Here is a 24175-nt window from a genome sequence, read left to right as displayed (position 1 = left end):
GGTGCCAACCAGGCGGGGGTGGTTGTGGCTGGCCCCATCCCGGCTGTTGTGAGCCCTGGACGGGATCAGGCCCACCGTGCTGCTGAGGCTGCCCCCAGCCGGCGCCGTCGGTCATATCGCTCTCCCTGCGAAATCAAGGTCCCTGGAGCTTCTACCGGTATGAGCGGCGGTAGCTCCCCACAGATCATTCCGTCCTCGGGCGGTTTTTCAGACAGCCCGGCCCCGCGTGCTGTTCCCGGCCGGGTCAGCAGCCGGCGAGCTGTGTGCTCACCTGGGTCCGTCCGGTGGGTGATCATTCCAGCTTTCCGCTTGTATCCCCCGCGATCGGTAGGTGCACGGCCATGGCCGGGATCGTGTCAGGCCGCCGCGGCCGTACGGCGAGCGGCCTGGCAGGACGTTCGCGTCGGTCCGCGCCGTATGCCGTTGTAGGCGATCATGATTCCGCGGGCTGGCGCCAGACACAAGTAGATGGAACAGGTATCGCGTACCACCGGTGGTTTGCGGGCTGCCGCCACCGTCCACAACCTGTTTGTCCACAGGGTTGGAAACACGCTGGCCCGGCGGGCGCGACGGGACGAGCATCCACGTTATGCCCAACACGTACATCAGCGCCGCATTCGATATTTTTCTCGATCTTCTCCTGCCGCGTTTCTGCGCCGGTTGTGGTTGTCCGGGCCCGGCGGTCTGCGCGGTCTGCGCCGGCTCCATCGATCGTCCGGCATTCCTCGCCGCTCCGGGACAGTTGGCCACGCCGGAGCGGCGGGGGCCACCACCGTACTGCTTTGCCGGCGCTGTTTACGACGGTCCGTGCCGGCAGCTTCTGCTGGGGTTCAAGGAGAAGGGGCGGCTGGATGCGCTGGGGCCGCTTGCGTCGGCGCTTGCCCGCGCGGTGCTCGCGGCCCGAGCCAGGCCGGCACATACCGGTCCGGTCATCCTCGTGCCGGTGCCGTCGAGCCGGTCCGCGGTTCGGCGGCGTGGTTTCGACCATGTGCGCAGGCTCGGTGACGGTGCGGCAAGGGCGCTGCGCCGGGCCGGTATGCCGGTACGGGTGGCCGCGATGCTGCGGCCGGTCCGGCCGTTGGCTGATCAGGCAGGCCTCACCGTGGCGGAGCGCGCGACCAATCTCAGCGGTGCGTTCGTCCTGCGTCACCGTGTCCGGCCGGTGGGCGGGCGCCGTCTCGTCGGCGGTCCGCCGTGGCGAGACGGCGCCAGGCAGCGCTTGCCGTCGCTGGCGTTGTTCATCGTCATCGATGATGTTGTGACAACGGGTGCGACCCTGGCCGAGGCCGTTCGGGCGCTGCGGCTCGGCGGGGTGCCGGTATCAGCCACCGCGGTAGTCGCCGCGACATTGGCGCGTCATCGCCCTTCCCGAGATGACCGGCCCCAAGGTGTCCATTTGCCTGCGACCGGGGTACCGGAGGGTTAAAACTGTCGTCACCCGCACCGGCGCCGCGGGAGTGGATCAGCGAAGCGACGGACCAGGGCGCTCGGGGTCCGGGCGGAAGGAACGAGGCAGCAGATAAGCCCTGACGTACGACATGGCATCGGAAGGTTGGTCTGGCCCGTTGCCGCGGGAGCCGCTGGCCGTCACCACCTCCGGTCGACAGGAAGGTGAAGCGAGTGGACATCGTTTTCAAGGGAAGGCACACCGCGGTTCCCGAAAGGTTCCGCAAGCACGCCGAAGCCAAGATTGCGAAGTTGGAGCGGTTCGATCACAAGGCCTTCCGGGTGGATGCGGAACTCTCCCGTGAGCACAACCCGCGTATGGCGGATGTCTGTGATCGCGTCGAGCTGACCGTGTTCTCACGGGGCCCGGTCATTCGAGCCGAGGCAGCCGCCGCGGATCCGTTCGCCGCCTTCGACCTGGCCGCGGCGAAGCTCACCGAACGGCTACGGCGTGCCGCCGACCGCCGCAGCCGCCACAACGGTGCGGCACGTGGCTCGTCGGGTCAGCTTGCGCGAGCTGTCGGCGGCCCGCGGGCAGGCCTGGCTGGCTCCACTGGCCGTGAGGCCGATGTCCACGCAGCTGTCGATAGCGACGCAGATTACGGGGATCCGGACTGGTCACCCATGGTCGTCCGTGAGAAGATCCATCGAGCCACGCCGATGACCCTCGATGAAGCACTGTCGAACATGGAGCTGGTCGGCCACGATTTCTACCTCTTCCGGGACATGCGTACGGGCCTCCCGAGCGTTGTGTACCGAAGGTGTGGATATGACTACGGAGTGATCCGGCTTGAGCTGGGCGAGCATGAGGAGCCCGGCGCGGACACTGCGGGACGAGATCACCGGAACGACCGGGGCGAGAGGTATGACGAAGCTCGTGGCGCGGTCGCAACGGTGTAAACGTAGGCGGGTCTAGCCGACGTGGGACCATCTGCCGTGGACGTCTTCAGTCACGTCCCCGCCACCCCGTGCACCAGCGCGGGGTGGCGGAGGCGCGGGCCGTTGCGACGCGAAGGAGGTCACATGACGGGGGATGGGCGTCAGCTTCGGGAGGACGCGTCGTCGCCACCGACGGATCCCGTACGGGTGCTCGTCGTTGACGATCACGCGCTTTTCCGGCGCGGCCTGCAGATGGTCCTCGAGCAGGAGAGCGACATCGAGGTTGTCGGCGAAGCCGCGGACGGTGCGGAAGCTGTCACGATGGCGGTGGACATGGCGCCGGACATCGTCCTCATGGATGTCCGGATGCCTCGCCGCGGCGGGATCGACGCGACCAGCGCCATCAAACAGGCGGTGCCCAGCGCGAAGATCGTTATGCTGACCATCAGTGATGAGGAAGTGGATCTCTACGACGCGATCAAGGCGGGTGCCATGGGGTATCTGCTCAAGGAGATCTCGATCGACGAGGTTGCCACCGCGATTCGCGCCGTGCACGGTGGGCAGAGCCTGATCAGCCCTTCCATGGCGTCGAAGCTCCTCACCGAGTTCGCGTCAATGATCAAAAAAACGGATGACCGGCCACAGCTGCCGACCCCTCGACTCACCGATCGTGAGATGGAGGTCCTGCGGCTTGTGGCCAAGGGGCTCAACAACCGTGATATAGCCAAGCAGTTGTTCATCAGCGAGAACACGGTCAAGAATCACATCCGCAACATCCTGGAGAAGCTTCAGCTGCACTCACGCATGGAGGCGGTGGTCTACGCGGTTCGGGAGAAGCTTCTGGAGATCACCTGAGATCGTGTCGGCTGGACGTCGGGCGGCGATTCAGGTGATTGTCGAGTGGGTCCTGTGGCCGCGGGACGCGCTCGGGGCCGCTTCGATGTGCCCACCGGCATCGCCCCCGCGGCCGACGGACGGTGTATCGGCGTTTTCGGGGCACCGATCCGGGGTCTCAAGCGTTGTGCAGGCTGAAGTCCGTGCGGATGTTGATCTAAGATGATCATTATTTCCTTTCACGTGGAGGAAAATAATGATCTTACCGTCACTGGCTGGTCGGGTAGTCTGTTGACCCGCCGGACCTGTCGTACGGCCGGATCGATCAGCGCGGACGGACTAGCCTAGTCTCGTTGCGTAGGTGACCCCGCTGACCAACCGCCCGAGGAGTTTCGCCCGTGGTACTTGAGAAGATCCTCCGCGCCGGTGAGGGTCGCATTCTGCGCAGGCTCAAGGCGATCACAGAGCAGGTGAACCTCCTCGAGGATGACTTCGTCGGGCTCACGGACGCCGAGCTCCGCTCGATGACCGACGAGTTCCGGCATCGGATCGACGAGGGGGAAACCCTTGACGAGATCCTCCCCGAAGCGTTTGCGGCCGTGCGCGAAGCGGCCCGCCGGACCCTGGGGCAGCGGCACTTCGATGTGCAGATCATGGGTGGCGCGGCGCTGCATCTGGGGAACATCGCCGAGATGAAGACCGGCGAGGGCAAGACCCTCGTGTCCACCTTGCCCGCCTATCTCAACGCGCTGTCTCGCAAGGGCGTCCACATCATCACGGTCAACGACTACCTGGCGCAGCGGGACGCGGAGAACATGGGGCGGGTGCACCGTTTTCTCGGCTTGACGGTTGGCGTCATTCATCCGCAGATGCCGCCGGCCGTCCGTCGTCAGCAGTACGAGGCCGACATCACCTACGGCACCAACAACGAGTTCGGATTCGACTACCTGCGGGACAACATGGCCTGGAGCGGCGAGGAGCTCGTCCAGCGCGGGCACAACTTCGCCGTCGTCGACGAGGTCGACTCGATCCTGATCGACGAGGCTCGGACCCCGTTGATTATCAGTGGTCCGGCGGACAACCCGACCCGTTGGTACACCGAATTCGCCCGTATCGCGCCGATGCTCGTGAAGGACACGGACTACGAGGTCGAAGAGGGCAAGCGAACGGTCGCGATCACGGAGTCCGGGGTGGCGAAAGTCGAAGACCAACTGGGCATCGACAACCTCTACGAATCCGTGAACACGCCGCTCGTCGGGTACCTCAATAATTCGCTGAAGGCCAAGGAGCTTTACCGCCGGGACAAGGACTACATAGTTACGGACGGCGAGGTTCTTATTGTCGATGAGTTCACCGGTCGTGTCCTGCATGGCCGCCGTTACAGCGAGGGAATGCACCAGGCGATCGAGGCCAAGGAAAAGGTCGAGATCAAGCAGGAGAACCAGACGCTGGCCACGATCACCCTGCAGAACTACTTCCGTCTGTACGACAAGCTGTCCGGTATGACCGGAACCGCGATGACCGAGGCGGCGGAGTTCCATCAGATCTACACACTTGGCGTCGTGCCGATTCCGACGAACAAGGCGATGGTCCGGGTGGACCAGCCCGATGTCGTTTACAAGACCGAGATCGCCAAGTTCGATGCGGTCGTCAACGACATCGCCGAGCGCAACGAAAAGGGACAGCCGGTTCTTGTCGGCACGACCAGCGTGGCGAAGTCGGAGTACCTTTCCAAGCAGCTGACCAAACGTGGTGTGAAGCATGAGGTGCTCAACGCCAAGCATCACGAACGGGAAGCGGCGATCATCGCCGAAGCAGGCTGTAGGGGCGCGGTGACCGTTGCGACCAACATGGCCGGCCGTGGCACTGACATCATGCTCGGCGGCAACCCGGAGTTTCTCGCGCAGGCCGAGCTGCGGGAGCGTGGCCTCAGTCCGATCGAGACCCCGGAAGACTATGAGACCGCTTGGCCGGAGGCCATCGAGAAAGCGCGGGCGTCGGTCGGCGCTGAACATGACGAGGTCGTGGAGCTCGGTGGGCTGTATGTTCTGGGCACTGAGCGTCACGAATCACGCCGGATCGACAACCAGCTACGTGGACGAGCCGGCCGGCAGGGTGACCGCGGTGAGTCCCGGTTCTATCTGTCGCTGGGCGACGACCTCATGCGGCTGTTCAATGCCGCTGCCGTCGAAGGGATCATGGACAGGCTCAATATTCCCGACGACGTGCCGATTGAGTCGAAAATCGTTACCCGTGCGATCCGATCCGCGCAGACACAGGTCGAAGGCCAGAACTTCGAGATCCGAAAGAATGTCCTGAAGTACGACGAGGTGATGAACAAACAGCGTACTGTCATTTACGAGGAGCGCCGCAAGGTTCTCGAAGGTGCGGACCTGCACGAGCAGGTCCGTCATTTCATCGATGACACGGTGGACGGCTATGCCCGCGGCGCGACGGTAGACGGCTACCCCGAGGAGTGGGACCTCGACACTCTTTGGTCCGGTCTCGGTGAGCTCTACCAGGTGGGCGTGGAAATTCCGGCTCCCGATGAGCGTGATGGACTGACGACCGAAACCCTGATCGAGGAGCTGCAGGTCGATGCGCACAATGCGTATGACCGGCGGGAGGAAGAGCTGGGCGCCGGTCCGGACGGTGAACCGCTCATGCGGGAACTGGAGCGCCGGGTCGTGTTGGCGGTGCTTGACCGAAAATGGCGTGAGCACCTTTACGAAATGGACTACCTGCAGGAGGGAATCGGCCTGCGGGCGATGGGACAGCGTGACCCGCTCGTCGAGTACCAGCGGGAAGGTTACGATATGTTCCAGACGATGATGGAGGGTATCAAGGAGGAATCGGTCAGGCTGCTGTTCAACGCCGAGGTCCAGGTTGCCGCTCCGGAGGACGCGGACGCCCAGAGCGGAAGCCCGTCGGACGGCACCGCGGTCGTCCCGGCCGACAGCGCGGCGCGGACCGCGGACGGTGCCGCTCTTGTCGCGGCGGTACGGGCCGCCACCGCGGGTGCCGCTGTCACCGCTCCGGCCACCCCGGCTGAGCGCGCCACCCCGAAGACGGCTGTTGCCCCCTCAGCGCCCATGCCGCCGCCGGTATTTGTCAAGGGCCTGGAACCACGCCGTCCTATTGATGATCTTCGTTACACCGCGCCTTCCGTGGACGGCGGATCCACAGTGGTCACGACTCGGGCGTCTTCCGCTGGGCTCACCGCGGCGACAGCTGACCCAGCGGTGACAGGAAGCAGTAGCCGGCCCGCTCGCAACGCGCCGTGTCCGTGCGGATCTGGCCGCAAGTACAAGCGTTGCCACGGTGATCCGGCAAACCGCAACATGGCGTGACAGGGCATGCATGAGCTGGTTTGGGCGCTTAGAGCGACCGGCAATAGGGGACGCGAGGTGCGTGCCTTGGCCCCGCGACGCCGCGTCTCCTGTTGCCGGGCGCATGCCTGCGGCGGTCCGTCCCAGATGGCCCTTGGGGCGAGCGCCTTCCCGGGGTTCTCTCAGGGGGCGTCAACGGGTCTGTCAACGGGTTTGTAGCGCCGTGACCCGCCAACGGCCACTGACTGTTTCCATGCGCAGCGCGAGGGCCGACACACGCTCGCCCCGCGCGATCACCGCGGCGACCTCGGCGACCCCTTCCCGAGGCTCGCATACTCGCACACAGCGCAGGGTGTAGCGCCGCCTACGGACGTTGTCCCCGGCCAGCCGCTCGAGGTCCGCCTGGACCCGCGGGGAGGTCCAGGCGGCAAGATGGGTCACGGGCCGGATGCCCGTCATGGCCTCCACGATGGCGCGCACGACCACCGCGGCGACGGCGCGTGCCGACGGGGGGGCGGAGCGGTTATCCGAGGTCGCCATCGCCCCGGAGCGGGGAGCGGGGCGCCCTGTCCCAGGCCGGTTGGCCGCCTGTTGCGCTGGGATATCCACACGGGTGTCAGGCATAGCGAGAAGCACTGGTGCCGCGGCGGAGCCGGTGGGCGGGGCGGTGAGCCAGGCCGCTGCCTGCGGATCGTCATCATAAGGCGGATCGGTGGGCATGATCGGTATTTGGTAAAAACGACCGGCACGGATGGAGTGCGCACGGGTGGGTGCAGCAACGGTCACAGCGTTGTTCTCCAGTCGGCGGGGCGGGCGGGGTCAAGGCCCGGGGCGGGGCGGCTGGAGCCGCTGGCCGGGCAGGATCTTGTCGGGGTCAGGGCCAATCACGTGCTCGTTTGCGGCCCACCACCGTGGCCATTCCCGCGCGATCTGCGCGGTGGTCGCGCCTGGTCCGAGACTGCGGGCAGCGATTGCCCAGAGGGTGTCGCCGCGGAGCACGACGATCTCGGCCAGGTCAGTTGTGGAGGCGTCGTTGCTGTTTGTCGATGTCGTGGGCTGTCCGGCCGGTGCCGCGCTGGAATTTCCGACGCCACGTGGCGCGGCACCGGCTATCGGGTCGTAGGGCCTGGCAAGATCCGGCCACACCGGGGATGTTCCGGTGGATGCTGAAACAGTGGGTGACAACGGTGCCGCGGGGCTCGTGGGGACCGTCGTAGCTGGCGGCTGCGCTGTTGTGGCCGATACCGTCGACCTTTCCGCGGAAACCGTTGACGCGCCGCTTGCCGTGCCGGTGGCCGGGGGACGTGGGGGATGTGCTGATGTGGCCGGCGGGGTCGCGGCCGGCGGCTGGGTGGTCGTTGTGAAGGTGGGAACGGCGCCGGCCGGATCCGCTGGAGCGGAGGGCCGGGAGAGGTCGGGCCAACTGGTTGCGGCAATAGTTGATCTTGGCTCGGTCGGTGCCGATATCGGGGCCGGTGCCGATATCGGGGCCGGTGGGGCGGCCCGCGGCGCTGGTGTGGCTGGGTGTCCTGCGTCGGCTGGTCGCTCGGGGGCGGCCTGGGAGCTCGCGGGCCGCCCGTGCTGGGGCGTGGCGGTCCGGTCATCCCGCGACGGCGCGAGCTGGGGCGCGGGCGGTACGTCTGTCGGAGCGAGCGTTGTGGGTACGCTCGGGCGGGCCAGATCTGGCCATGCGGTGCTGGTCGACGGGATTGCCCCGGGAATCGCGGCCTCCGTCGGCGTCGCGGCGAACGCTGGCACGGCTGTCCCCGCGGCGAGGGTTATTCCGAGCGCTATCTCAAGGACATGCCGCAGGGTTCGGGGCAGGATGCGCCGAGCCATGGCCGCGGCTGCTCGTCCGCCGGCACCTGGCAGCGTTGCCAGTACGCCCAGGACGAATCCCGCGCACAACCACAGCAGACATGTCCAGGCGGCAAGGCCGACCACGGTGATGAGCGCATGTTCAGGATCTGCTGTGACCCATTCTGGTACGGCGGTGAGGCCAGGTGGAAGGTCCGTCCACCGTGGGCCCTCTTTGATCATTAGAGCTGTCAGCGCCGCGGCGGCGGCCACTCCCGCGAGAAAGACGGGCAGGCGCCGGCCAGCTGACATCGGCGACCTCCGGAGTGCTCGGTGGATGATGATGAAACATGTTGTTTGACTGTGTTTGCTTGTGTAGTCCTCCGTCGGACCTCTGTCAAGACGTTTTGTGGCGTTTACCGGCTCTTGCTAGTAGAACATCAGGTGCGGCCTGGGATATAGCGGTATGTAGAGTCGATACTCATGGCCATGCCGCAGGGCGTGTCTGATGGATGGTGCCCCCGACGACGCTCGCCCGACGGCGTTTGGATGCGTCGCCGTCGTTGTTGTGGTTGGGGCGAACCGTCAGACGGGTCGCGGGCTGTGTTGCCGACGAGCCGAACGGGGTTGCCGACGAGCCGAACGGGCTCGTCCTGGCCGCGCCGGGCGCTCTTGCGGCCTGACCGGGAGCGGAGGAGGGGCCGGGTTGCGCTGGGAAGCTCTGTTCGCTGATCTTGAGATGCAGTGGGATGCCGCTGAGGCGGCTGAACTCGATGCGGAGCTTGTCGACAGAAGCCGTCGCGAAGCCGCGCACCTGCGGTTGCTCGACAGGCTGCGGCCGGCGGTCGGATCGTCGCTGCGGATCGGGGTGCTGCTGGGTGGGCGGGAACGGGAAACGGGTCAGGTCCTCGGCGGCCGGCTTGCCGCGCTCGGGGTGGACTGGCTGCTTCTGCAGGAGAGCAGGGCCCAGGAGGTCCTGCTTCCGCTCCGTTCCGTCCTCTGGCTGCGCGGCCTGACCGCGGTGTCCGCCCAGCCCGGCCACGAAGGCCCGTTGGCCGCGCGGCTGGACCTGTCGTACGCGCTGCGCGGCGTGGTGCGGGATCGTTCGGTCTGTTCGGTCGTGCTGCTGGACGGCACCGCCGTGATGGGCACCATCGACCGGGTCGGCGCGGACTTCGTCGAGGTGGCCGAACACGCCGATGACGAGTTCCGCCGAGCCCGGTCAGTACGTGCGGTGCGGACGATCCCGCTGCCGTCGGTCAGCTTCGTCCGCCGGACAGCCTGACAGCCTGACAGCGAACTACCTAGTCGGCATACCGGTCGTCGACGAGCGCATCGCCGCGGCCCAGCGGATTCGCGACCACGAACGCGCGAGTCTGCTCGTATGCCCGTTGGATGTAGGCCTCGAGCTCGGTACGTTCCACCCGCCACTGGCCACGCCCACCGATTTTGATCGCCGGGAGCTCACCCGAGCGCACCAGCGCGTAGGTCTGGCTCGACGAGATGTTGAGAATCTCCGCCACATCGCTGAGCTGAAGGAAGCGCTCGTTCATCGGTCTGTCTCCCTGGCGATGGATGGGTCGTGACTCCTGTGTATCAGAGTCTGAGGGCAGGATCGCCTGTGAATGCCTCTACTTGTGGATAACAGCTGTCATTCGCCTGATTGTGTTGGTAGGTCCAGGGGTGTCGTCGCAGACCACGTACGCTCGGCGACCAGGGAGCCGCGCATGCCCTGACCGCCTGGTCTGTGCCGCGGCGCCTGCTGCCCGCCAATCGACTGTTCCTGACTGGCCAACGACGCCGCTGTCGCGGGCCCCGGGACATGAGCCACATGGAGGTCCGGGTGACCGACCTCACGCCCGCTGTCACTCTTGCGGAGAAACCCGCGGCCGTGCCGTCGCCGCCGGGGCGACGGCTGACCCGCCCGCGCTGGCGCGATTCCCGGCTGCTGGTCGGCGTCCTGCTGGTGCTGGTTTCCGTTGTGCTGGGCGCACGCCTGTTCGTCACCGCCGACAAGACCCGCGCCTGGGTCGTGGCGAAGGGGGATCTTCCAGCGGGGCATGTCATGGTGGCTGCCGATCTGGCCACAACCTCGGCGTATCTGAGCCCAGACGCCGCGAAGCGCTATTATCCCGGTGAGCGTGCTCCGGAGATGGTCGGGGCGGTGCTCGCTCGTCCGGTTTCAGCTGGGGAGCTGGTCAGCGGCGCTGACTTCATACGAAGTAATGTCACATCGACACGATTGGTGTCGGTGGTTGTGAAGGACGGTCGGGCACCTTCCCTCGTTCCGGGTGATCATGTGGATCTTTTCGCCTACCAGCGATCGAGCGCCGTGATCCCAAGCGCGGCACCGCAGGCTGGCCAGTCCGCTCAGGCAGCCCAACCGGCGGCGGGAGGCGCCGGTACGGAGGTGCTGGTGCTGCATGACGTCGAGTTCATCTCGCGGGAAGCTCTCACCGGTGGTGCTCATTCGTTGACCTTGCGAGTTCCGGTCGATTTTGCGATCAACGCTGTGGCGGCATCGCAGGGTGAACGCGTCGACGTCGTCAAGCTCGAGCGCGGCGCCCGCGGTGAGGTTGGCGGAGCGGGCCCGAGCGCTGTTCCGGGCTACGGACAATGAGCCTGCCGATCCTCACCGCGGTGACCAACTCGGTGGTCGAGTCGGGGCTGGTGACCGCGTTCGGCCGCCGTGACCTCGGGGTGACGGTCGTCCGGCGGTGTGTGGACCTGCCCGACCTGCTGGCCGCCGCCACGACGGGCGCCGCGCGGGCCGCGTTGTTGTCGGCGGACCTGCGCCGGTTGGACCGGGAGGCGTTGACGCGCCTGGCAGTCGCCGGGGTCGCGGCCATCGGGCTGATCGTGCCAGGCGACGAGGAGGGCGAGCGGAGGCTGCGCCAGCTCGGCGTCGCGGCGGTGATCGCGACTGACTCAACCGCGGAGGTGGTGGCGGCCGCGGTGGTGGAAGCGGCCCGGGCGCTTTCCGACCGTGGCCAGGCGGCATTGCCCAGCGGCGCCTACGGCGAGCCGATGGCGAGTTTCGCCGCCGTGGCACCGGTGGTGCCGATGCCCGAGGCCGCGGATCTGCCCGAGCTCGGCGCGGGGCGAGTGATCGCGGTTTGGGGTCCCACCGGCGCGCCGGGCCGTACCACGGTGGCATTGTGCCTGGCCGCCGAGCTCGCCGGCATGGGACTGCCCACGCTGCTCATCGACGCTGATGTCTACGGTGGATCGATCGGTCAGCTGCTGGGGCTGCTGGAAGAGGCGCCGGGGCTTGCCGCCGCCACTCGGTCGGCGAATCAGGGCACTCTGGACGTGCCCCGGCTCGCGGTGCTGTGCCGGGACCTCGGTGGGGGGCTGCGGGTCCTGCCCGGGATCGCCCGTCCGTCGAGGTGGCCGGAGCTTCGCCCGGCGTCCGTCGAGGTTGTGCTGGCACTGGCGCGAAGGCTGGCAAGTTTTGTCGTGGTCGACTGCGGGTTCTGCCTGGAGATGGACGAGGAACTGTCGTTCGACACGGCCGCGCCCCGCCGCAACGGGGCGACCCAGGCGGTGCTCGGCTCCGCCGACACCATTCTGGCGGTGGCATCGGCGGAGCCGGTGGGACTGGTCCGCTTCGTCCGTGGCCTGTCCGATCTGCGGGAGGTCATACCGGGGACGGATCCGTGGATCGTGGTGAACCGGCTGCGCGGCGCGGCCGTGGGGGGAGACGCCCGGCGGGAGGTGTCCCGCGCGATGGTGCGCCATGTCGGCTCGGAGCCCGTCGCTCTGGTGCCGCTGGACATGGCTGGGATGGACGCCGCGCAGGCCGCCGGCCAGCTGCTGCGTGATGTCGCTCCACAGTCCCCGGCCAGGCTCGCGATCGGCGAGCTCGCCGCGAGGGTGGCGGGCCGCCCGGTGCGCGGGCGCCGCCGGCGCTCCACGGCCCGTCACTGAGTGGTCGGCGCTGGACGTTCATCCAGGGGCTGCCGGCGCCAGCCGGCGCCTCGCGTCGCTGTCGTCAGCCCAGGTAGGACACTGCTACCGGGGCCTTCTCCGTCTCGCGATGCACGCACCCCAGCCCCGCTCTTTGATCCATACCCCTATTGCCGGGCGCTCTGAGCCCGCCGACACAACGCGTCACCAACGACGGTGAGCAGCCCGAGCCGCGAATGTCATTTTTTGCCGTGAATGTCCTTTTAATCCTCGCGTCGCGCGGTTACTGACCGCGCTTCCGGGGCAGTCTGTCTGGGTGACTGATCGTACCGAAAGACGAGCGCTCGGCAGCTGGTTTGTGCCTTGGGTCGGCGTGTCGGCGTCATCGTGGGCGTTTTGGGCGGACAAATAGACCGATCATTGCCGGGAGGCAACAATTGTGGCAAGGGGGTCACGTTTTGCATATTTAAGAGGCGAGTAACAATCTTTCATAACATTAAGTTAGGGTGAGCACCTGCGTCACCGCAGTAGGCGGGAGCAGAAAATGATCACCAAGTGCTCTATCAAGGCGGCGGGGGGTGTATCGGGTGAGCCGGGAGTACGCCAAGGCGGTGGGAACCCGTCTTCGGGCCATACGGATCCAGCAGGGAATGTCGTTGCAGGGGGTGGAACAGAAGTCACGCGGGCGGTGGAAGACCGCCGCGGTCGGCTCGTACGAGCGGGGCGATCGGATGATCAGCGTCCATCAGCTGTCCGAACTGGCGGCGTTCTACGGTGTTCCGGTGTCGGCGCTTTTGCCGGACGAGGAGGCGTTGCCGCCGCGCGAGCACCGGCCCCGTACGGTTCTTAATCTGAAGAAGCTCACGGAGGCGCCACCGGACTCGTCCGGGCTCGTACGGCGTTGGGTCGCACAGATTCAGCGCCAGCGCGACGACTATGCCGGGCAGGTCCTGTCCATCCGGGATGGCGATTTGAGGGCGTTGGCGCTGCTGCACGACACCACACCGCAGGAGTTCGCCGAACGGCTGCGGGCGTGGGGCGTGCTTGAGACCAGTTTCGGTGAGGAGGAGGCCGCCGAGTAGGGCTGTTGCCGAGCCGGGCGCGTTGACGTCATTGTTGTCAGCCATGCGCGGTGGTCGGCGGCGGGATAGCGCGCAGCCGAGATCGCGACGTACTACGGGAGGTGGCTGATGGCTGACAGACGGGCGCCCCGTCGTGGCCTGGTCCTGGGTGCTGGGGGTGTGCTCGGATCGGCATGGATGATCGGTGCGCTCAGCGCATATGAGGACGCGACCGGAACCGATGTCCGCACCATGGACATGGTCGTCGGGACATCGGCCGGAGCGGTGCTCGCCGCTCTGATCGGGACCGGCACCGGGGTCGGGACAATGGTCAACTCCGAGTACGGGCGGCCGCTGTTCGGGGATCCGGTCCTGGACTACACCCGGCTCGGCTCGGCACTGCCGCCGAGGCCGCGCATGCGGATCGGCTCCCGTCGGCTGTTGGCCGTCTCGGCACGCCACCCGCGCAGTGTCACTCCGTTGGTAGCCCTGGCCTCCCTGCTCCCGCAGGGGCGCGGGACACTCGCCGCGCTTGGCGAGCTCGTGTCCACGGCGGGTAGTACCACCGCGACCTGGCCATCCTCGGCGAAACCGTGGATCGTCGCCATGGACTACGACACCGGGACCCGGGTCGTGTTCGGCTCGCCGGGAGCGCCCCGGGCCTCGCTCGCCGAGGCTGTGATGGCTTCCTGCGCGATTCCGTCCTGGTACGCGCCGGTCATGATTGACAGCCGGCCCTACATCGATGGCGGGACGAGATCGCCGGCATCGGTGGACGTACTCGCCGGCCTGGGGCTTGACGAGGTGCTGGTGTTTGCTCCTGCCTGCTCCCTGGTCCTGGACCAGCCTCGGGGCGCGCTGGCCCGGGTCGAACGCCAGCTCCGGCGGTTGGCGACCCGGGTGGTGGTGCGCGAGGCCGAGCTGCTGCGGTCCGCGGGAACGAAGGTCACGCTCATCTGCCCAGGACCGCAGGACCTGGCGGTCATCGGCGCCAACGTCATGGACCTCAGCCGGCGGCGTGAGGTTTTCGAGACCTCGCTACGGACCAGCGCGGCGGCGCTGGCGCTGCCCGACGCCGCGGGCGGGCCGCTCGCGGCTGCCGGCTGAGCCTGCTGGTTCAACCGCTGGTTCAACCGGCGGGCGAGGGGATCAGCCGCCGGGCCGGGCCGAGCCAGGCCGGTCCGCCTTCCTGCCGCCGGCCGGGCGCCGGATAGCGCACGGCACACTGGCGTCGTGCGCGTTTATCTACCGTCAACCCTGTCGGCCGCGCGGGGCGTCCTCGTGGACCGCCTGGTTCCCGCCGGGCTCGGTTTTGCCGTCACCGGGGCCGTTCGGGAGTGGTATGCCGGGTCGGATACGGACGAGATGGAGTACGCCTTGCTTCTCGAGGCCGCCAGGGGCAGTCTCAGGCTGCTCGATGACGACCCGACGGCACCCCGGCGCCGGGTTGTGTTTGCCGTGGATGTCGACGATCATCAGGTGCGCATCCGTGATGATCTCGATCGGGGGGTGGTCGAAGTCGCGGTACCTGTGCCGATAGCCGCGGTTCGGGCCGTTCATGTGGATGATGCTGATGCGCAGGCTGTCGTTGCCGTGGCCGCCGCGGCCGTGGTCGAGGCCGATCTCGGTGGCGAGGACGCGGCTTTCCTGGTGGACGAGGCTGATGGGTATGAACTGCTCTGGTATGCCACGCAGGAGCTGGCGGATCTTCTGTAGGCGTTCGTGGACGGATCGTGTTCAGGTGTTCGGTCGCATGGATCCGGTCGCGTGGATCCGGCCGCGTGGATCCGGGCGGGCTGGTTCTCCCGTATGGGCAAGGGGTGACACAGGTGGACGCTGTCACGATCGTCCCGGAGCCGGTGAATGAGCCGGTCCGCGACTACCCCGCGGGAAGCGCGGAGCATGCCAGCCTGCGGGCTGAGCTTGCGCGGATGGCGGGTGAACGCGTCGAGCTCCCGTTGGTGATCGCGGGCGAATCCCGGCCGGGTACCGGAGAGCCATTCGAGGTGGTGGCCCCGCACAGGCATGCGCTGGTGCTGGGGATGGGCCGGGCGGCGGCGCCGCGGGACGTCGCGGAGGCCGTCGACGCGGCGCTGGCGGCCGGGCCGGCCTGGCGGGCGTTCAGCCAGGACGACCGCGTGGCTGTGTTCCTGCGCGCCGCCGAGCTGCTCGCGGGGCGGTGGCGGGACATCCTCAACGCCGCGACCATGTTGGGGCAGAGCAAGAGCTGTTACCAGGCGGAGATCGACGCGGCCTGCGAACTGATCGATTTTTGGCGTTTCAACGCCGCGTTCGCCCGTGAGATCGTCGCCCGGCAACCGGTCTCGGCTCCGGGGACGTGGAACCGTATGGACTACCGGCCGCTGGAGGGCTTCGTCCTCGCGGTAACCCCGTTCAACTTCACCTCGGTCGCGGCGAACCTGCCGACCGCTCCAGCGATCATGGGTAACACCGTGGTCTGGAAGCCCGCCCCGGCCCAGCAGCTCGCTGCCCACCACACCATGTCGTTGCTGGCGGCCGCGGGTCTTCCCCCGGGCGTGATCAATATGGTCACCGGGGATGGCGCGGCTGTCTCCGCCGTCGCGTTGCGCCACCGCGCTCTCGCTGGCGTGCACTTCACCGGGTCAACCGCCACCTTCCGCGCGATGTGGCGGACGGTCGCGGACGGGATCGAGGGGTACCGCGACTACCCGCGGCTGGTCGGTGAGACCGGCGGCAAGGACTTCGTGGTGGCCCATGCCAGCGCCGACCCGGATGCCGTGGCGGTTGCCCTCGTCCGCGGCGCGTTCGAATACCAGGGGCAGAAGTGCTCGGCGGCCTCCCGCGCCTATCTCCCCGCCTCGATGTGGCGGGCCGGCCTGCGGGACCGGCTGGTGGCCGAGACCGCGGCGTTGACCTACGGTGACGTGTCGGACCTGGGCCTGTTCGGCGGCGCGGTGATCGATCGACGGGCGTTCGGCCGGTTGGCGGCTCTGCTCGCGCGGCTGCGCGCGGATCCGGCCGTGTCGGTTCTCGTCGGTGGCGGTACCGACGACCGGGTCGGGTACTTTGTGGAACCGACCGTCGTGGTATGCGCCGACCCCACACACGAGGTCTTCACGTCGGAGTACTTCGGGCCGGTCCTTGCCGTGCATGTGTATGCGGATCGTCCGCAGACCGGTACGGATGCGTTTTCTTCGATCTTGGCCGATGTCGCCGATGTCGCCCCTTACGCGTTGACCGGTGCCGTATTCGGTCGCGACCGGGCCGCACTCGCCACGGCTGCCCAGACATTGCGTTACAGCGCGGGAAACCTCTATCTCAACGACAAACCGACGGGTGCGGTGGTCGGTCAGCAGCCGTTTGGCGGATCGCGTGCCAGCGGTACCAATGACAAGGCGGGTTCCGCGCTGAACCTGCTGCGGTGGGTTTCGCCGCGGACACTCAAGGAGACCTTCGACCCGCCGCGGACAGTGTTCTATCCACATATGGCTTGAAGATTCGTGATGTGTGCGGCCGCGGCCCGCGGGCGACATCACGAAGAGAGCCGTGCCGGCGGCGGACACCTGGACCACATCCGTTGCCGGCTGGTTGTCCGGTAGGAACTGGACGTCTGAAACATGGCTGTGCAATCGTTGGTCACCAGGCGCGACAAGCACGATGTCCTACCTTTCCCGTCAGCCGTGCGGCGGTCGACGGGACCTGTCCGGCCAAAGAGCGATCGATGATCGAATATGCCGGCTGGATCTCACGGCGAGATACTCCGTTGCCGGGTGTTACGATCGCTTTCGTCCTTCGCGATACTTTGTGAAGGATTGCGGGTGTGCCCGGCGCACCCGGGAAGGAGACTGATCGCTCGTGCTTTACCTTGCCGGCCAGATCCTGGTGTTTGTCGCGGCGGCACTGGTCATCGGTGTACTGCTGGCCTGGGTGTTCCTCATCGGCCCTATGCGTCGCCAGAGCGAGGAGGCACGGCGTGCCCTGGCCGCCGTGTGCGTGGAGCCGGCGGCGGCCCGTCCAGCGGCGGCCCGTCCAGCGGTGGCGAACGGCCGGGTCGACGGGGGCGCGTCGAAAGCGGGCCGGGCCGCGGCGGGCGGTGTCGCCGCGGATGGGGACGCGGGCGCCGAGGGTCTGACGGACCACATGGCGGTCGATTCGGCGGTGCTCGTCGCAGAGATGAGAGCACGGCTCAGCCGTCAGGACGACGAGTGGGCGCTGGAGAAAGCGGCGCTCACGGCGCGTCTGACCGCGGCCGAACAGCGGGCGGCCGAGTCCGAGCAGCGGGTCACGGCGGTGGAGCGCCAGGTCCTCGCCGCGGGCCGCAGGGTGCGGACGATCGAGGGAGCCCTGGCGGAGGCCGAGGCTCATGAGCGGGTCAACCGGCAGACCAGCGTGCCTGTCCAGGCCGCGCCGGTCACCCGGGCGGCGCTCCAGGCGGCTGGTTCGCCGAATGGTTCGTCGGCGGCCGTCGACACCAGCGGGGGATCCGACCTGGTAGCCACCAGGTCGGGCCAAACCCACGCGCGGGGGGATGCGGAGGCTGTCCAGACGCTTGCCGCCGAGGCGGCGCGGCTGCGGGTGCAGCTCTCCGAGGCGGAGGGGCGGGCAGCGAAGTTCTCGTCCCGGTTGGCGATGGCCCGTACCGAGGCAGAGGACGCGCAGCGTCAGGTTGCGACGATGACGACCAAACTTGATCGTCATCAGGCTGAGTGGGCGGCGGAAAAGGTCCGGCTGCTGGCCCGGATCGAGCGGGACGAGCGGAGCGGCCACAGCGGGCGGAGCGAGGAGGCCGCCGGCCCCGGGCACGCGCCGGGTGAGCGGGTGGATACCCCGGTCAGCCGGGATGATGCCGGGCCCGTACTGGCGCACGACGCCGACGGCAATAGCGACGCCGATGGGTGGAGCACCGCTGACAGTGAGTGGGCCGGCGATTTCCCCTTCGACGGAAGGGACCCGGCGCTCGTCGATGTGGTCCCGGTGCAGACCGCGCGCCCGGTACCGGGCGCGCCGCCCGGACAGCCCCAGGCTGTCCTGCCCGGCTCGGTCGCGCTCGCCTCGCTGACGGCTGCCGGCGGCGCTGGCGCCTTCTCGGTCGCGATACCGGCGGAGGTAACGGGAACTCGGCGGGACAATCTCAAGGAGATCGTGGGGATCGGTCCGGTTGTGGAGGCGCGTCTCTACGCGCTTGGCATCGCGAGCTTCCGGCAGCTTGCGGAGCTCGACGGTGATCAGATCGATGGCCTCGTCCAGGTACTCGACGGGTTCGGTGACCGGCTTTTCTCAGATGACTGGGTGGGGCAGGCACGCTCGCTGTATGAGCGCCACCACGGGAACGTGGCCTGATCCGCTGGCTGGCCCGCCGGTCGGGGCCGCGTGGGCAGGCCGGTCGTTGACAACCTTGCTGAGCTGGGAGCTGGTGACCGCTGGTTCGGCCGCCACCGTGAGTATGATCGCGAAAATTTTGTCGGCGTGCGCGATTTCCGGCCGGATAGCTGTGCCCGAGAACAAACCCGCGTCGATCTTCTGACCGCTCCGCGTTCGCCGGCCGGTCGCCACCGTTGCGTGCCGGATTGTTTCGGCCGCGAGGCGCCGGCCGTTTCCCCGGCTTCTGAAAGCGTTGTCTCGCGCCACGGTCGCGGCCGCTTTGATCGGCACGCAAAGTAATGAGTCATTGACCGACTTCATGATCCTGTTTGTTCCGTGTGGGGCTGTTCGCGGGCCGGCGCGGGCTGGATGCGATAGTTGTGAGAATGGTGATGTCATGGGGGTTGTTTGGCCAAAAGTGGCGTGATCATGGTTTTGTGCCGCCGGCGGCGGTCTCGGGCGGCCGGCGGTCCGTGCGGTGGCGGTGGGGCGAGGAAGCCGGGCCAGGCGGAAATCAGGGCTGGGTACTTGATTGCCTGTGACCTTTTTTCTACGCTTCGCGAGGATTCCCGGGAGCGGGTCGGTCCGAAGGGGCAACCAGGAAGATCGGGTTTTCGGTGACAACACGCAGCAGCTGGCTGGACGCCACTTCGCTCATTGAGACTGAAGTGCGTGAACTGGTCCGGCGTCGATCCCTCGACCCGGTTCGCGAGCCCACGCGGATCCGTGAGCTTGTCGAGGACGTCCTTGCTGAATACGAGGAACGCACACTCACCAGTGATCTCCCGGCGATTGTCGACCGCGCCACGACCGCGCGGCTTGTCCACGACGCGGTCGCCGGATTCGGCCCCCTGCAACGCCATCTGGACGACCCGGCCGTGGAAGAAATCTGGATCAACGAACCTGGGCGCGTTTTCGTCGCGCGAAACGGGCGCAGCGAGCTGACCACGACGATCCTGAGCGCCGATCAGGTCCAGGACCTGGTCGAACGGATGCTGAAGAGCTCTGGGCGCAGAGTGGATCTATCCACTCCGTTCGTGGACGCCATGCTGCCGGACGGGTCGCGTCTGCATGTCGTCATCCCCGACGTCACCCGCGTCCACTGGTCGGTCAATATCCGCAAGTTCGTTCTGTCCGCGGCCAGTATGGACGAGCTGATCGACCTGGCGACGATCACCGCGGCGGCGGCGGCCTTCCTGGAGGCCGCTGTCGCCTCTGGCCTGAACATCATCGTGGCCGGCGGGACGCAGGCGGGAAAGACCACCATGCTCAACTGCCTCGGCTCGGCCATCCCCGGGCGGGAACGGGTCATCACCTGCGAGGAGGTGTTCGAGCTCAAGCTGCGGTCCCCGGACTGGGTGGCCATGCAGACCCGGCAGGCCAACCTGGAGGGCACCGGCGAGATCCGGCTCCGTCGTCTGATCAAGGAGGCCCTCCGGATGCGCCCCGACCGCATTATCGTCGGTGAGGTCCGGCAGGAAGAGGCGCTCGACCTGCTGATCGCTCTTAACTCGGGCCTGCCCGGCATGTGCAGCCTGCACGCGAACTCGGCCCGAGAAGCGGTCACCAAGCTGTGCACCCTGCCGCTGCTCGCGGGGGAGAACGTCAGCCATGCTTTTGTGGTGCCGACGGTCGCCGCCAGCATCGATCTTGTTGTGCATCTCGCCAAGGACGCGCACGGGCGGCGGCGTGTCACCGAGATCGTCTCGCTGTCGGGGCGCACGGAGGGGGACGTCGTCGAGACCGCGCAGATCTACCGATCACGTAACGACGCCCTGGTGCGGGCTGACGGCTACCCGCCACATGCCGACCGGTTCGCCCGGGCCGGCTATGATTTGCCAACTCTGCTTGCCATGACCGATCGTGACCGGATGGATCGGGTGACCGAGCTGGACCGGGCGCCGTTTGCCGACCGTTCGTGGGCCGAGATCGCGGTCGAGCACTGATGGGCATCTTCATCGGGCTGCTGTTCGGCCTCGGCCTGTTCCTCATCGTCTCCAGCGGGCGGACCCGTGCCCCGCGTGGTCCCGTCGCCGTGAAATGGCGGGGCCGGACCCGGGAGCTGCTTGTTCAGGCGGGTATCCCGGGAGTCAGCCCCGACCAGTTTTTTGTGATCAGTATCGGGGCCGGGCTGCTGGTGGGCCTGATCGTGCTGGCCTTCACCGCCACCTGGTCGCTTGGCGGAGCCTTCTTCATCTTCGCCGCGCTGCTGCCGCGCGCGATGGTGCTGCGCCGGCGCCGAGCGCGTATGCACGACCTTCGGGAGCTGTGGCCGGATGTCGTCGACAACCTGGCCAGCGCGGTACGAGCGGGAATGCCGCTGTCGGAGGGGCTCGCGTCGGTGGGGGTGCGCGGCCCGCTGCCGCTTCGCCCCGCTTTCACCCGTTTCGGCGAGGAGTACCGGGCGACCGGATCCTTCTCGGCGAGCTTGGACCGACTTTCTGATGATCTTGCTGATCCGATCGCGGACCGGATCATCGAGTCGTTGCGTACCGCTCGGGAGGTAGGTGGGACCGACCTCGGCCGGCTGCTCCGGACGTTGTCGACGTTCCTGCGAGAGGACGCTCGGACCCGCGCGGAGCTTGAGACCCGACAGAGCTGGACGATCAACGCCGCGCGGCTCGCGCTTGCCGCACCGTGGGTTGTTCTGCTGCTGCTGGCAACCCGGGGGGAGACGGTACGCGCCTATGACAGCCCCACCGGCGTGATCGTACTGGCGGTCGGTGGCGGGGTGTCGGTGGTGGCATACCTGCTCATGAAGAAGATCGGCCGACTTCCCGAAGAAGGCCGGGTACTGCGTCCATGATGAGCTGGCTGATGCGGAGCGGGCCGATGCCGATGCCGACGGCGGCGGTGCGGCCCAGATGAGCCCAGTCGCGACAGGTGCGCTGATCGGGCTGTTGGCCGGTGTCGGCCTGGCCATTGTCGTGCTGCGGTCGCCGGTGGTCCGGCGGATCCGGCTCGCGGACCGGATCGACCCCTACCTGCGGGATACTCCGGCGCAGTCCAGGCTGCTCGCGGATCGCGCCCGGCCTGCCGCCTCGCGCAGCGGCCTGGAGGAACTGCTCCGGCCGTTCATCGCCGACGCGGCTCACCGGCTCGACCGTTTCCTCGGTGGGCGTGCCGCGTTGCAGCGCCGCCTGACGCAGGCCGGCGGGCGGACCTCCATCGAGGATTTCCGGGTTCAGCAGGTGGTCTGCTCGGCCGCCGGGGCGCTGTTCGGCGCTTTTCTGCTGCTGCTGCGTGCGCTGCTGGGCTTCGGGCCGCCGCCGATCGTCAGCGTTGCGCTGGTCGTTGCCGGCGTCGCGGGCGGGGTCGTCGCCCGGGACTGGTGGCTGACCCGAGCGATACGAGAACGTGAGGAACGCATTCTCATCGAGTTCCCGACTGTTGCCGAGCTGCTCGCGTTGGCTGTTACCGCAGGTGAGAGCCCGATAGGAGCGTTGGAACGGGTAAGCCGGCTGTCGCACGGGGAGCTCGGCCGCGAACTGCGGCTGGCTCTCGCGGACGCGCGTGCCGGCGCCACCCTCGTCCAGGCGCTGGAGGGTATGGCCACCCGGACGACGGTCGCCTCGCTCAGCCGGTTCGTCGACGGCATGGCGGTGGCGATAGAGCGCGGCACGCCGCTGGCGGAGGTGCTGCGGGCACAGGCGGTCGACGTCCGGGAGGCGGGCAAGCGACAGCTGCTGGAAGCCGGTGGCCGCAAGGAGATCGCGATGATGGTGCCGGTCGTCTTCTTTGTCCTGCCGACTACTGTGATCTTTGCTTTCTATCCAGCGGTCGTGAGCTTGACGTTCAATGCGCAGTGATCATGATGTGATGTGATGTGAGGAGTTGTCGACTGTGCGGATATTCGTGAAGCTGCTGGGCCGATGGGCACCGGCGCGGCTGGAGGTCTTTCGCGATGTGCCGGACAACCGGTTTCGGGATCGCGGCGATCGCGGTGACGTGCCCGGCTGGGTGATGGTCACGGTAATGACGGCGGCGTTGGTGGTGGCACTGATGGCGGTCGCCGTGCCCCAGCTGCGGGACGTGTTCACCAACGCGATCGACTCCGTGGTCGGCAACGGCTGACCGGCCGGTGTCGGTCCGCCTGGCTGCTGAGCGGGGCTCGGCTGTCGTCGAGTTCGTGCTGGTCGGAATGCTGTTGTTACTGTTGTTTCTCGGCGTTATCCAGGTTGGCCTCGTCCTGCATGTCCGCAATACCCTCGCCGCGGACGCGGCTGAGGGCGCGCGGCACGCGGCGAACCTGGGCATGACCGATGATTCCGGCGGTCCGTACGCCGAGCGGCTGATCGTTTCGTCTGTTCCCGGGCGGGCCGACACCCGTTGCACGAGTGGAGCGGTGGTTGATCCGTCCGGTGTGCCACTGGTTGAGGTGCGGTGCGAGGTTGTGGTGCCGTTGGCCGTTATGCCGTTCGGAGCGAATACGACGATCAAAGTGGTCGGGCACGCGGTCAAGGAGACGCCGTGAGACCGCTGGGCCGGTCGCCGCTTGTGCGGGCCTGGTCGCCCGCACGGCGGGCGCTGGACCGCGGCGGGCGGTGCCCGCGGTTGCGCGCGTGTTTGTGGCCGCGTCCGTACGGGTGCCTTCGCGGGCCTGATGACAGTGGTACCGCGTTGATCGAGTTCGTCGGGCTGTCGGTTCTGTTGTTGATCCCGTTCGTCTACTTCTTCCTCAGCGTGTTCTCGGTCCAGCGGTCGGCTTTCGCGGTCACCCAGGCCGCCCGAGCGGCCGGCCGGGCCTACGCGACCGCGGACAGCGAGGATCAGGCCGTCCAGCGCGCGCGGGTGGCCGCTCGGCTGGCCTTCGCGGACCAGGGTATTGACGGCGCGCCCGAGGTGCGGTTCGCCCCGGAGGGCGCGGACTGCGGTGCGGGGGACCCAGGCGACGGAGCCGCGTCGCTGGCTCCGGGCGCGCGGTTCGTTGTGTGCGTCCGTTCGGTCGCGGCGTTGCCCGGAACCGCACGGCTGTTCACCGGATTGGCGGATATCACGGTGAACGGGAAATTCATCGTCGTCGTGGACGCCTACCGGCGCGACCGGACAGTCGCATGAGCCGATCGTGGCAGGGCACAGCCAGGCCTGGGCGGGCGTCTCGCGCGGGATCGTGCCAGCAGCCGCGAACTGGCGCGGACGCCGGCACGATCCTGATACTCACTCTCGGCTATGTCATGATTGCGTTAATGCTGGCGCTTGTGGTGACCGATGCCTCCGCGGTGTATCTGGCCAGACGTTCCGTGGCCTCGGCGGCCGACGGTGCCGCGCTCGCCGCCGCGCAGCATGTCGACGATGCCGCTATCTACACGGCGACCCAGGATTTCCAGCAACTGCCGCTTGCCGAGGTCACCGCCGCTGTCGCCGGATACCAGGCCGACGCTGATCCGTCCGGGCATACGGTGCTGACCGCGCAGCTGCTGAATCCGGCCACCGTCCGGGTGACCGGAACCCGGACGGTCGTCCTGCCGGTGGTGGCGCTCCTGGGCATCGGCCCGGTCACCGTCACGGCCAGCGCGGACGCCCAGTCGTTGGTACGCCCGCCCGGCGCCTGACGGCGTTCGGGACGCACCGGGGCTA

At 67.7% G+C, this 24175-nt stretch carries 23 protein-coding genes; 20 read left to right on the top strand and 3 right to left on the bottom strand.

Going from position 1 to position 24175, the window contains the following annotated elements; translation table 11 throughout:
• Positions 1–589 precede the first annotated feature (589 nt).
• The 4 genes from MJ785_RS05140 (at position 590) to secA (ending at position 6509) form a co-directional block, all read left to right on the top strand.
• Entirely contained in the window at positions 590–1426 is an 837-nt protein-coding gene (locus tag MJ785_RS05140) for a ComF family protein (RefSeq protein ID WP_239308151.1), read from the top strand.
• A gap of 194 nt (positions 1427–1620) precedes the next feature.
• Positions 1621–2346: a ribosome hibernation-promoting factor, HPF/YfiA family gene (gene hpf / locus MJ785_RS05135; protein WP_239308152.1), complete on the top strand. Its 726-nt coding sequence runs from the start codon at positions 1621–1623 to the stop codon at positions 2344–2346.
• 123 nt (positions 2347–2469) lie between these two features.
• A complete protein-coding gene (locus tag MJ785_RS05130; protein ID WP_239308153.1) occupies positions 2470–3180 on the top strand; it encodes a response regulator transcription factor in 711 nt (236 codons plus the stop codon).
• Between the two features lie 377 nt (positions 3181–3557).
• Positions 3558–6509 (top strand): preprotein translocase subunit SecA, encoded by a 2952-nt coding sequence (secA, locus tag MJ785_RS05125; protein WP_239308154.1) that lies wholly within the window; start codon positions 3558–3560, stop codon positions 6507–6509.
• Positions 6510–6692: 183 nt separating this feature from the next.
• Here the strand turns inward: secA and MJ785_RS05120 are convergent, their stop codons facing one another.
• Together MJ785_RS05120 and MJ785_RS05115 are read right to left on the bottom strand one after the other, a co-directional pair.
• Positions 6693–7274, bottom strand: coding sequence for an Rv3235 family protein (locus MJ785_RS05120; protein WP_239308155.1), 582 nt, complete (start codon positions 7272–7274; stop codon positions 6693–6695).
• A gap of 33 nt (positions 7275–7307) precedes the next feature.
• Positions 7308–7634, bottom strand: coding sequence for a LysM peptidoglycan-binding domain-containing protein (locus MJ785_RS05115; RefSeq protein ID WP_239308156.1), 327 nt, complete (start codon positions 7632–7634; stop codon positions 7308–7310).
• A gap of 1357 nt (positions 7635–8991) precedes the next feature.
• Here MJ785_RS05115 and MJ785_RS05110 point away from each other — a divergent pair.
• The gene (locus MJ785_RS05110; protein ID WP_239308157.1) at positions 8992–9570 is read left to right on the top strand and encodes a hypothetical protein; all 579 of its coding nucleotides are present in this window, start codon (positions 8992–8994) and stop codon (positions 9568–9570) included.
• Between the two features lie 19 nt (positions 9571–9589).
• Here the strand turns inward: MJ785_RS05110 and MJ785_RS05105 are convergent, their stop codons facing one another.
• Entirely contained in the window at positions 9590–9838 is a 249-nt protein-coding gene (locus MJ785_RS05105; RefSeq protein WP_239308158.1) for a helix-turn-helix domain-containing protein, read from the bottom strand.
• Positions 9839–10128: 290 nt separating this feature from the next.
• Between MJ785_RS05105 and MJ785_RS05100 the strand changes: the two genes are divergently transcribed.
• From MJ785_RS05100 to MJ785_RS05030, 15 genes are all read left to right on the top strand, one after another.
• A complete protein-coding gene (locus MJ785_RS05100; RefSeq protein ID WP_239308159.1) occupies positions 10129–10905 on the top strand; it encodes an SAF domain-containing protein in 777 nt (258 codons plus the stop codon).
• The gene (locus tag MJ785_RS05095; protein WP_239308160.1) at positions 10902–12215 is read left to right on the top strand and encodes a P-loop NTPase; all 1314 of its coding nucleotides are present in this window, start codon (positions 10902–10904) and stop codon (positions 12213–12215) included. Before MJ785_RS05100 ends, MJ785_RS05095 begins: the two co-directional genes overlap by 4 nt.
• Before the next feature lie 566 nt (positions 12216–12781).
• A complete protein-coding gene (locus MJ785_RS05090) occupies positions 12782–13276 on the top strand; it encodes a transcriptional regulator (RefSeq protein WP_239308176.1) in 495 nt (164 codons plus the stop codon).
• 108 nt (positions 13277–13384) lie between these two features.
• A complete protein-coding gene (locus MJ785_RS05085) occupies positions 13385–14362 on the top strand; it encodes a patatin-like phospholipase family protein (protein WP_239308161.1) in 978 nt (325 codons plus the stop codon).
• A gap of 126 nt (positions 14363–14488) precedes the next feature.
• The gene (locus tag MJ785_RS05080; RefSeq protein ID WP_239308162.1) at positions 14489–14971 is read left to right on the top strand and encodes a hypothetical protein; all 483 of its coding nucleotides are present in this window, start codon (positions 14489–14491) and stop codon (positions 14969–14971) included.
• A 113-nt stretch (positions 14972–15084) separates the two neighbouring features.
• On the top strand, positions 15085–16731 hold the full coding sequence (gene pruA, locus MJ785_RS05075; protein ID WP_239380112.1) for an L-glutamate gamma-semialdehyde dehydrogenase: 1647 nt from the start codon (positions 15085–15087) through the stop codon (positions 16729–16731).
• Positions 16732–17092: 361 nt separating this feature from the next.
• Positions 17093–18577 (top strand): hypothetical protein, encoded by a 1485-nt coding sequence (locus MJ785_RS05070; RefSeq protein ID WP_239345967.1) that lies wholly within the window; start codon positions 17093–17095, stop codon positions 18575–18577.
• On the top strand, positions 18549–18761 hold the full coding sequence (locus tag MJ785_RS05065; RefSeq protein WP_239345968.1) for a hypothetical protein: 213 nt from the start codon (positions 18549–18551) through the stop codon (positions 18759–18761). Before MJ785_RS05070 ends, MJ785_RS05065 begins: the two co-directional genes overlap by 29 nt.
• Before the next feature lie 454 nt (positions 18762–19215).
• Positions 19216–20544: a CpaF family protein gene (locus MJ785_RS05060; RefSeq protein WP_239308166.1), complete on the top strand. Its 1329-nt coding sequence runs from the start codon at positions 19216–19218 to the stop codon at positions 20542–20544.
• The gene (locus MJ785_RS05055) at positions 20544–21404 is read left to right on the top strand and encodes a type II secretion system F family protein (RefSeq protein WP_239308167.1); all 861 of its coding nucleotides are present in this window, start codon (positions 20544–20546) and stop codon (positions 21402–21404) included. The genes MJ785_RS05060 and MJ785_RS05055 overlap by 1 nt, the downstream gene beginning before the upstream one ends.
• A gap of 58 nt (positions 21405–21462) precedes the next feature.
• On the top strand, positions 21463–22407 hold the full coding sequence (locus MJ785_RS05050) for a type II secretion system F family protein (RefSeq protein WP_239345969.1): 945 nt from the start codon (positions 21463–21465) through the stop codon (positions 22405–22407).
• A gap of 79 nt (positions 22408–22486) precedes the next feature.
• Positions 22487–22672: a hypothetical protein gene (locus MJ785_RS05045; protein WP_239332901.1), complete on the top strand. Its 186-nt coding sequence runs from the start codon at positions 22487–22489 to the stop codon at positions 22670–22672.
• A 7-nt stretch (positions 22673–22679) separates the two neighbouring features.
• Complete coding sequence (locus tag MJ785_RS05040) at positions 22680–23072, top strand: TadE/TadG family type IV pilus assembly protein (RefSeq protein WP_308127774.1); 393 nt, start codon at positions 22680–22682, stop codon at positions 23070–23072.
• A 146-nt stretch (positions 23073–23218) separates the two neighbouring features.
• Positions 23219–23656 (top strand): hypothetical protein, encoded by a 438-nt coding sequence (locus tag MJ785_RS05035; RefSeq protein WP_239308170.1) that lies wholly within the window; start codon positions 23219–23221, stop codon positions 23654–23656.
• An 89-nt stretch (positions 23657–23745) separates the two neighbouring features.
• A complete protein-coding gene (locus MJ785_RS05030; RefSeq protein WP_370652873.1) occupies positions 23746–24150 on the top strand; it encodes a pilus assembly protein TadG-related protein in 405 nt (134 codons plus the stop codon).
• Positions 24151–24175: the final 25 nt, after the last annotated feature.

The organism is Protofrankia sp. CiT1, from assembly GCF_917627335.1.
Taxonomy (GTDB): Bacteria; Actinomycetota; Actinomycetes; order Frankiales; family Frankiaceae; genus Protofrankia.
Note: the sequence above shows the minus strand (reverse complement) of the source record. Positions and strands in the feature narration are given on the sequence as shown.

Coding starts and splice junctions, on each gene's coding strand:
- MJ785_RS05065 (WP_239345968.1), top strand. CDS start 18,549: ATGAGCGCCACCACGGGAACGTGGCCTGATCCGCTGGCTGGCCCGCCG.
- MJ785_RS05130 (WP_239308153.1), top strand. CDS start 2,470: ATGACGGGGGATGGGCGTCAGCTTCGGGAGGACGCGTCGTCGCCACCG.
- MJ785_RS05085 (WP_239308161.1), top strand. CDS start 13,385: ATGGCTGACAGACGGGCGCCCCGTCGTGGCCTGGTCCTGGGTGCTGGG.
- MJ785_RS05105 (WP_239308158.1), bottom strand. CDS start 9,838: ATGAACGAGCGCTTCCTTCAGCTCAGCGATGTGGCGGAGATTCTCAAC.
- MJ785_RS05055 (WP_239308167.1), top strand. CDS start 20,544: ATGGGCATCTTCATCGGGCTGCTGTTCGGCCTCGGCCTGTTCCTCATC.
- MJ785_RS05140 (WP_239308151.1), top strand. CDS start 590: ATGCCCAACACGTACATCAGCGCCGCATTCGATATTTTTCTCGATCTT.
- MJ785_RS05095 (WP_239308160.1), top strand. CDS start 10,902: ATGAGCCTGCCGATCCTCACCGCGGTGACCAACTCGGTGGTCGAGTCG.
- MJ785_RS05050 (WP_239345969.1), top strand. CDS start 21,463: ATGAGCCCAGTCGCGACAGGTGCGCTGATCGGGCTGTTGGCCGGTGTC.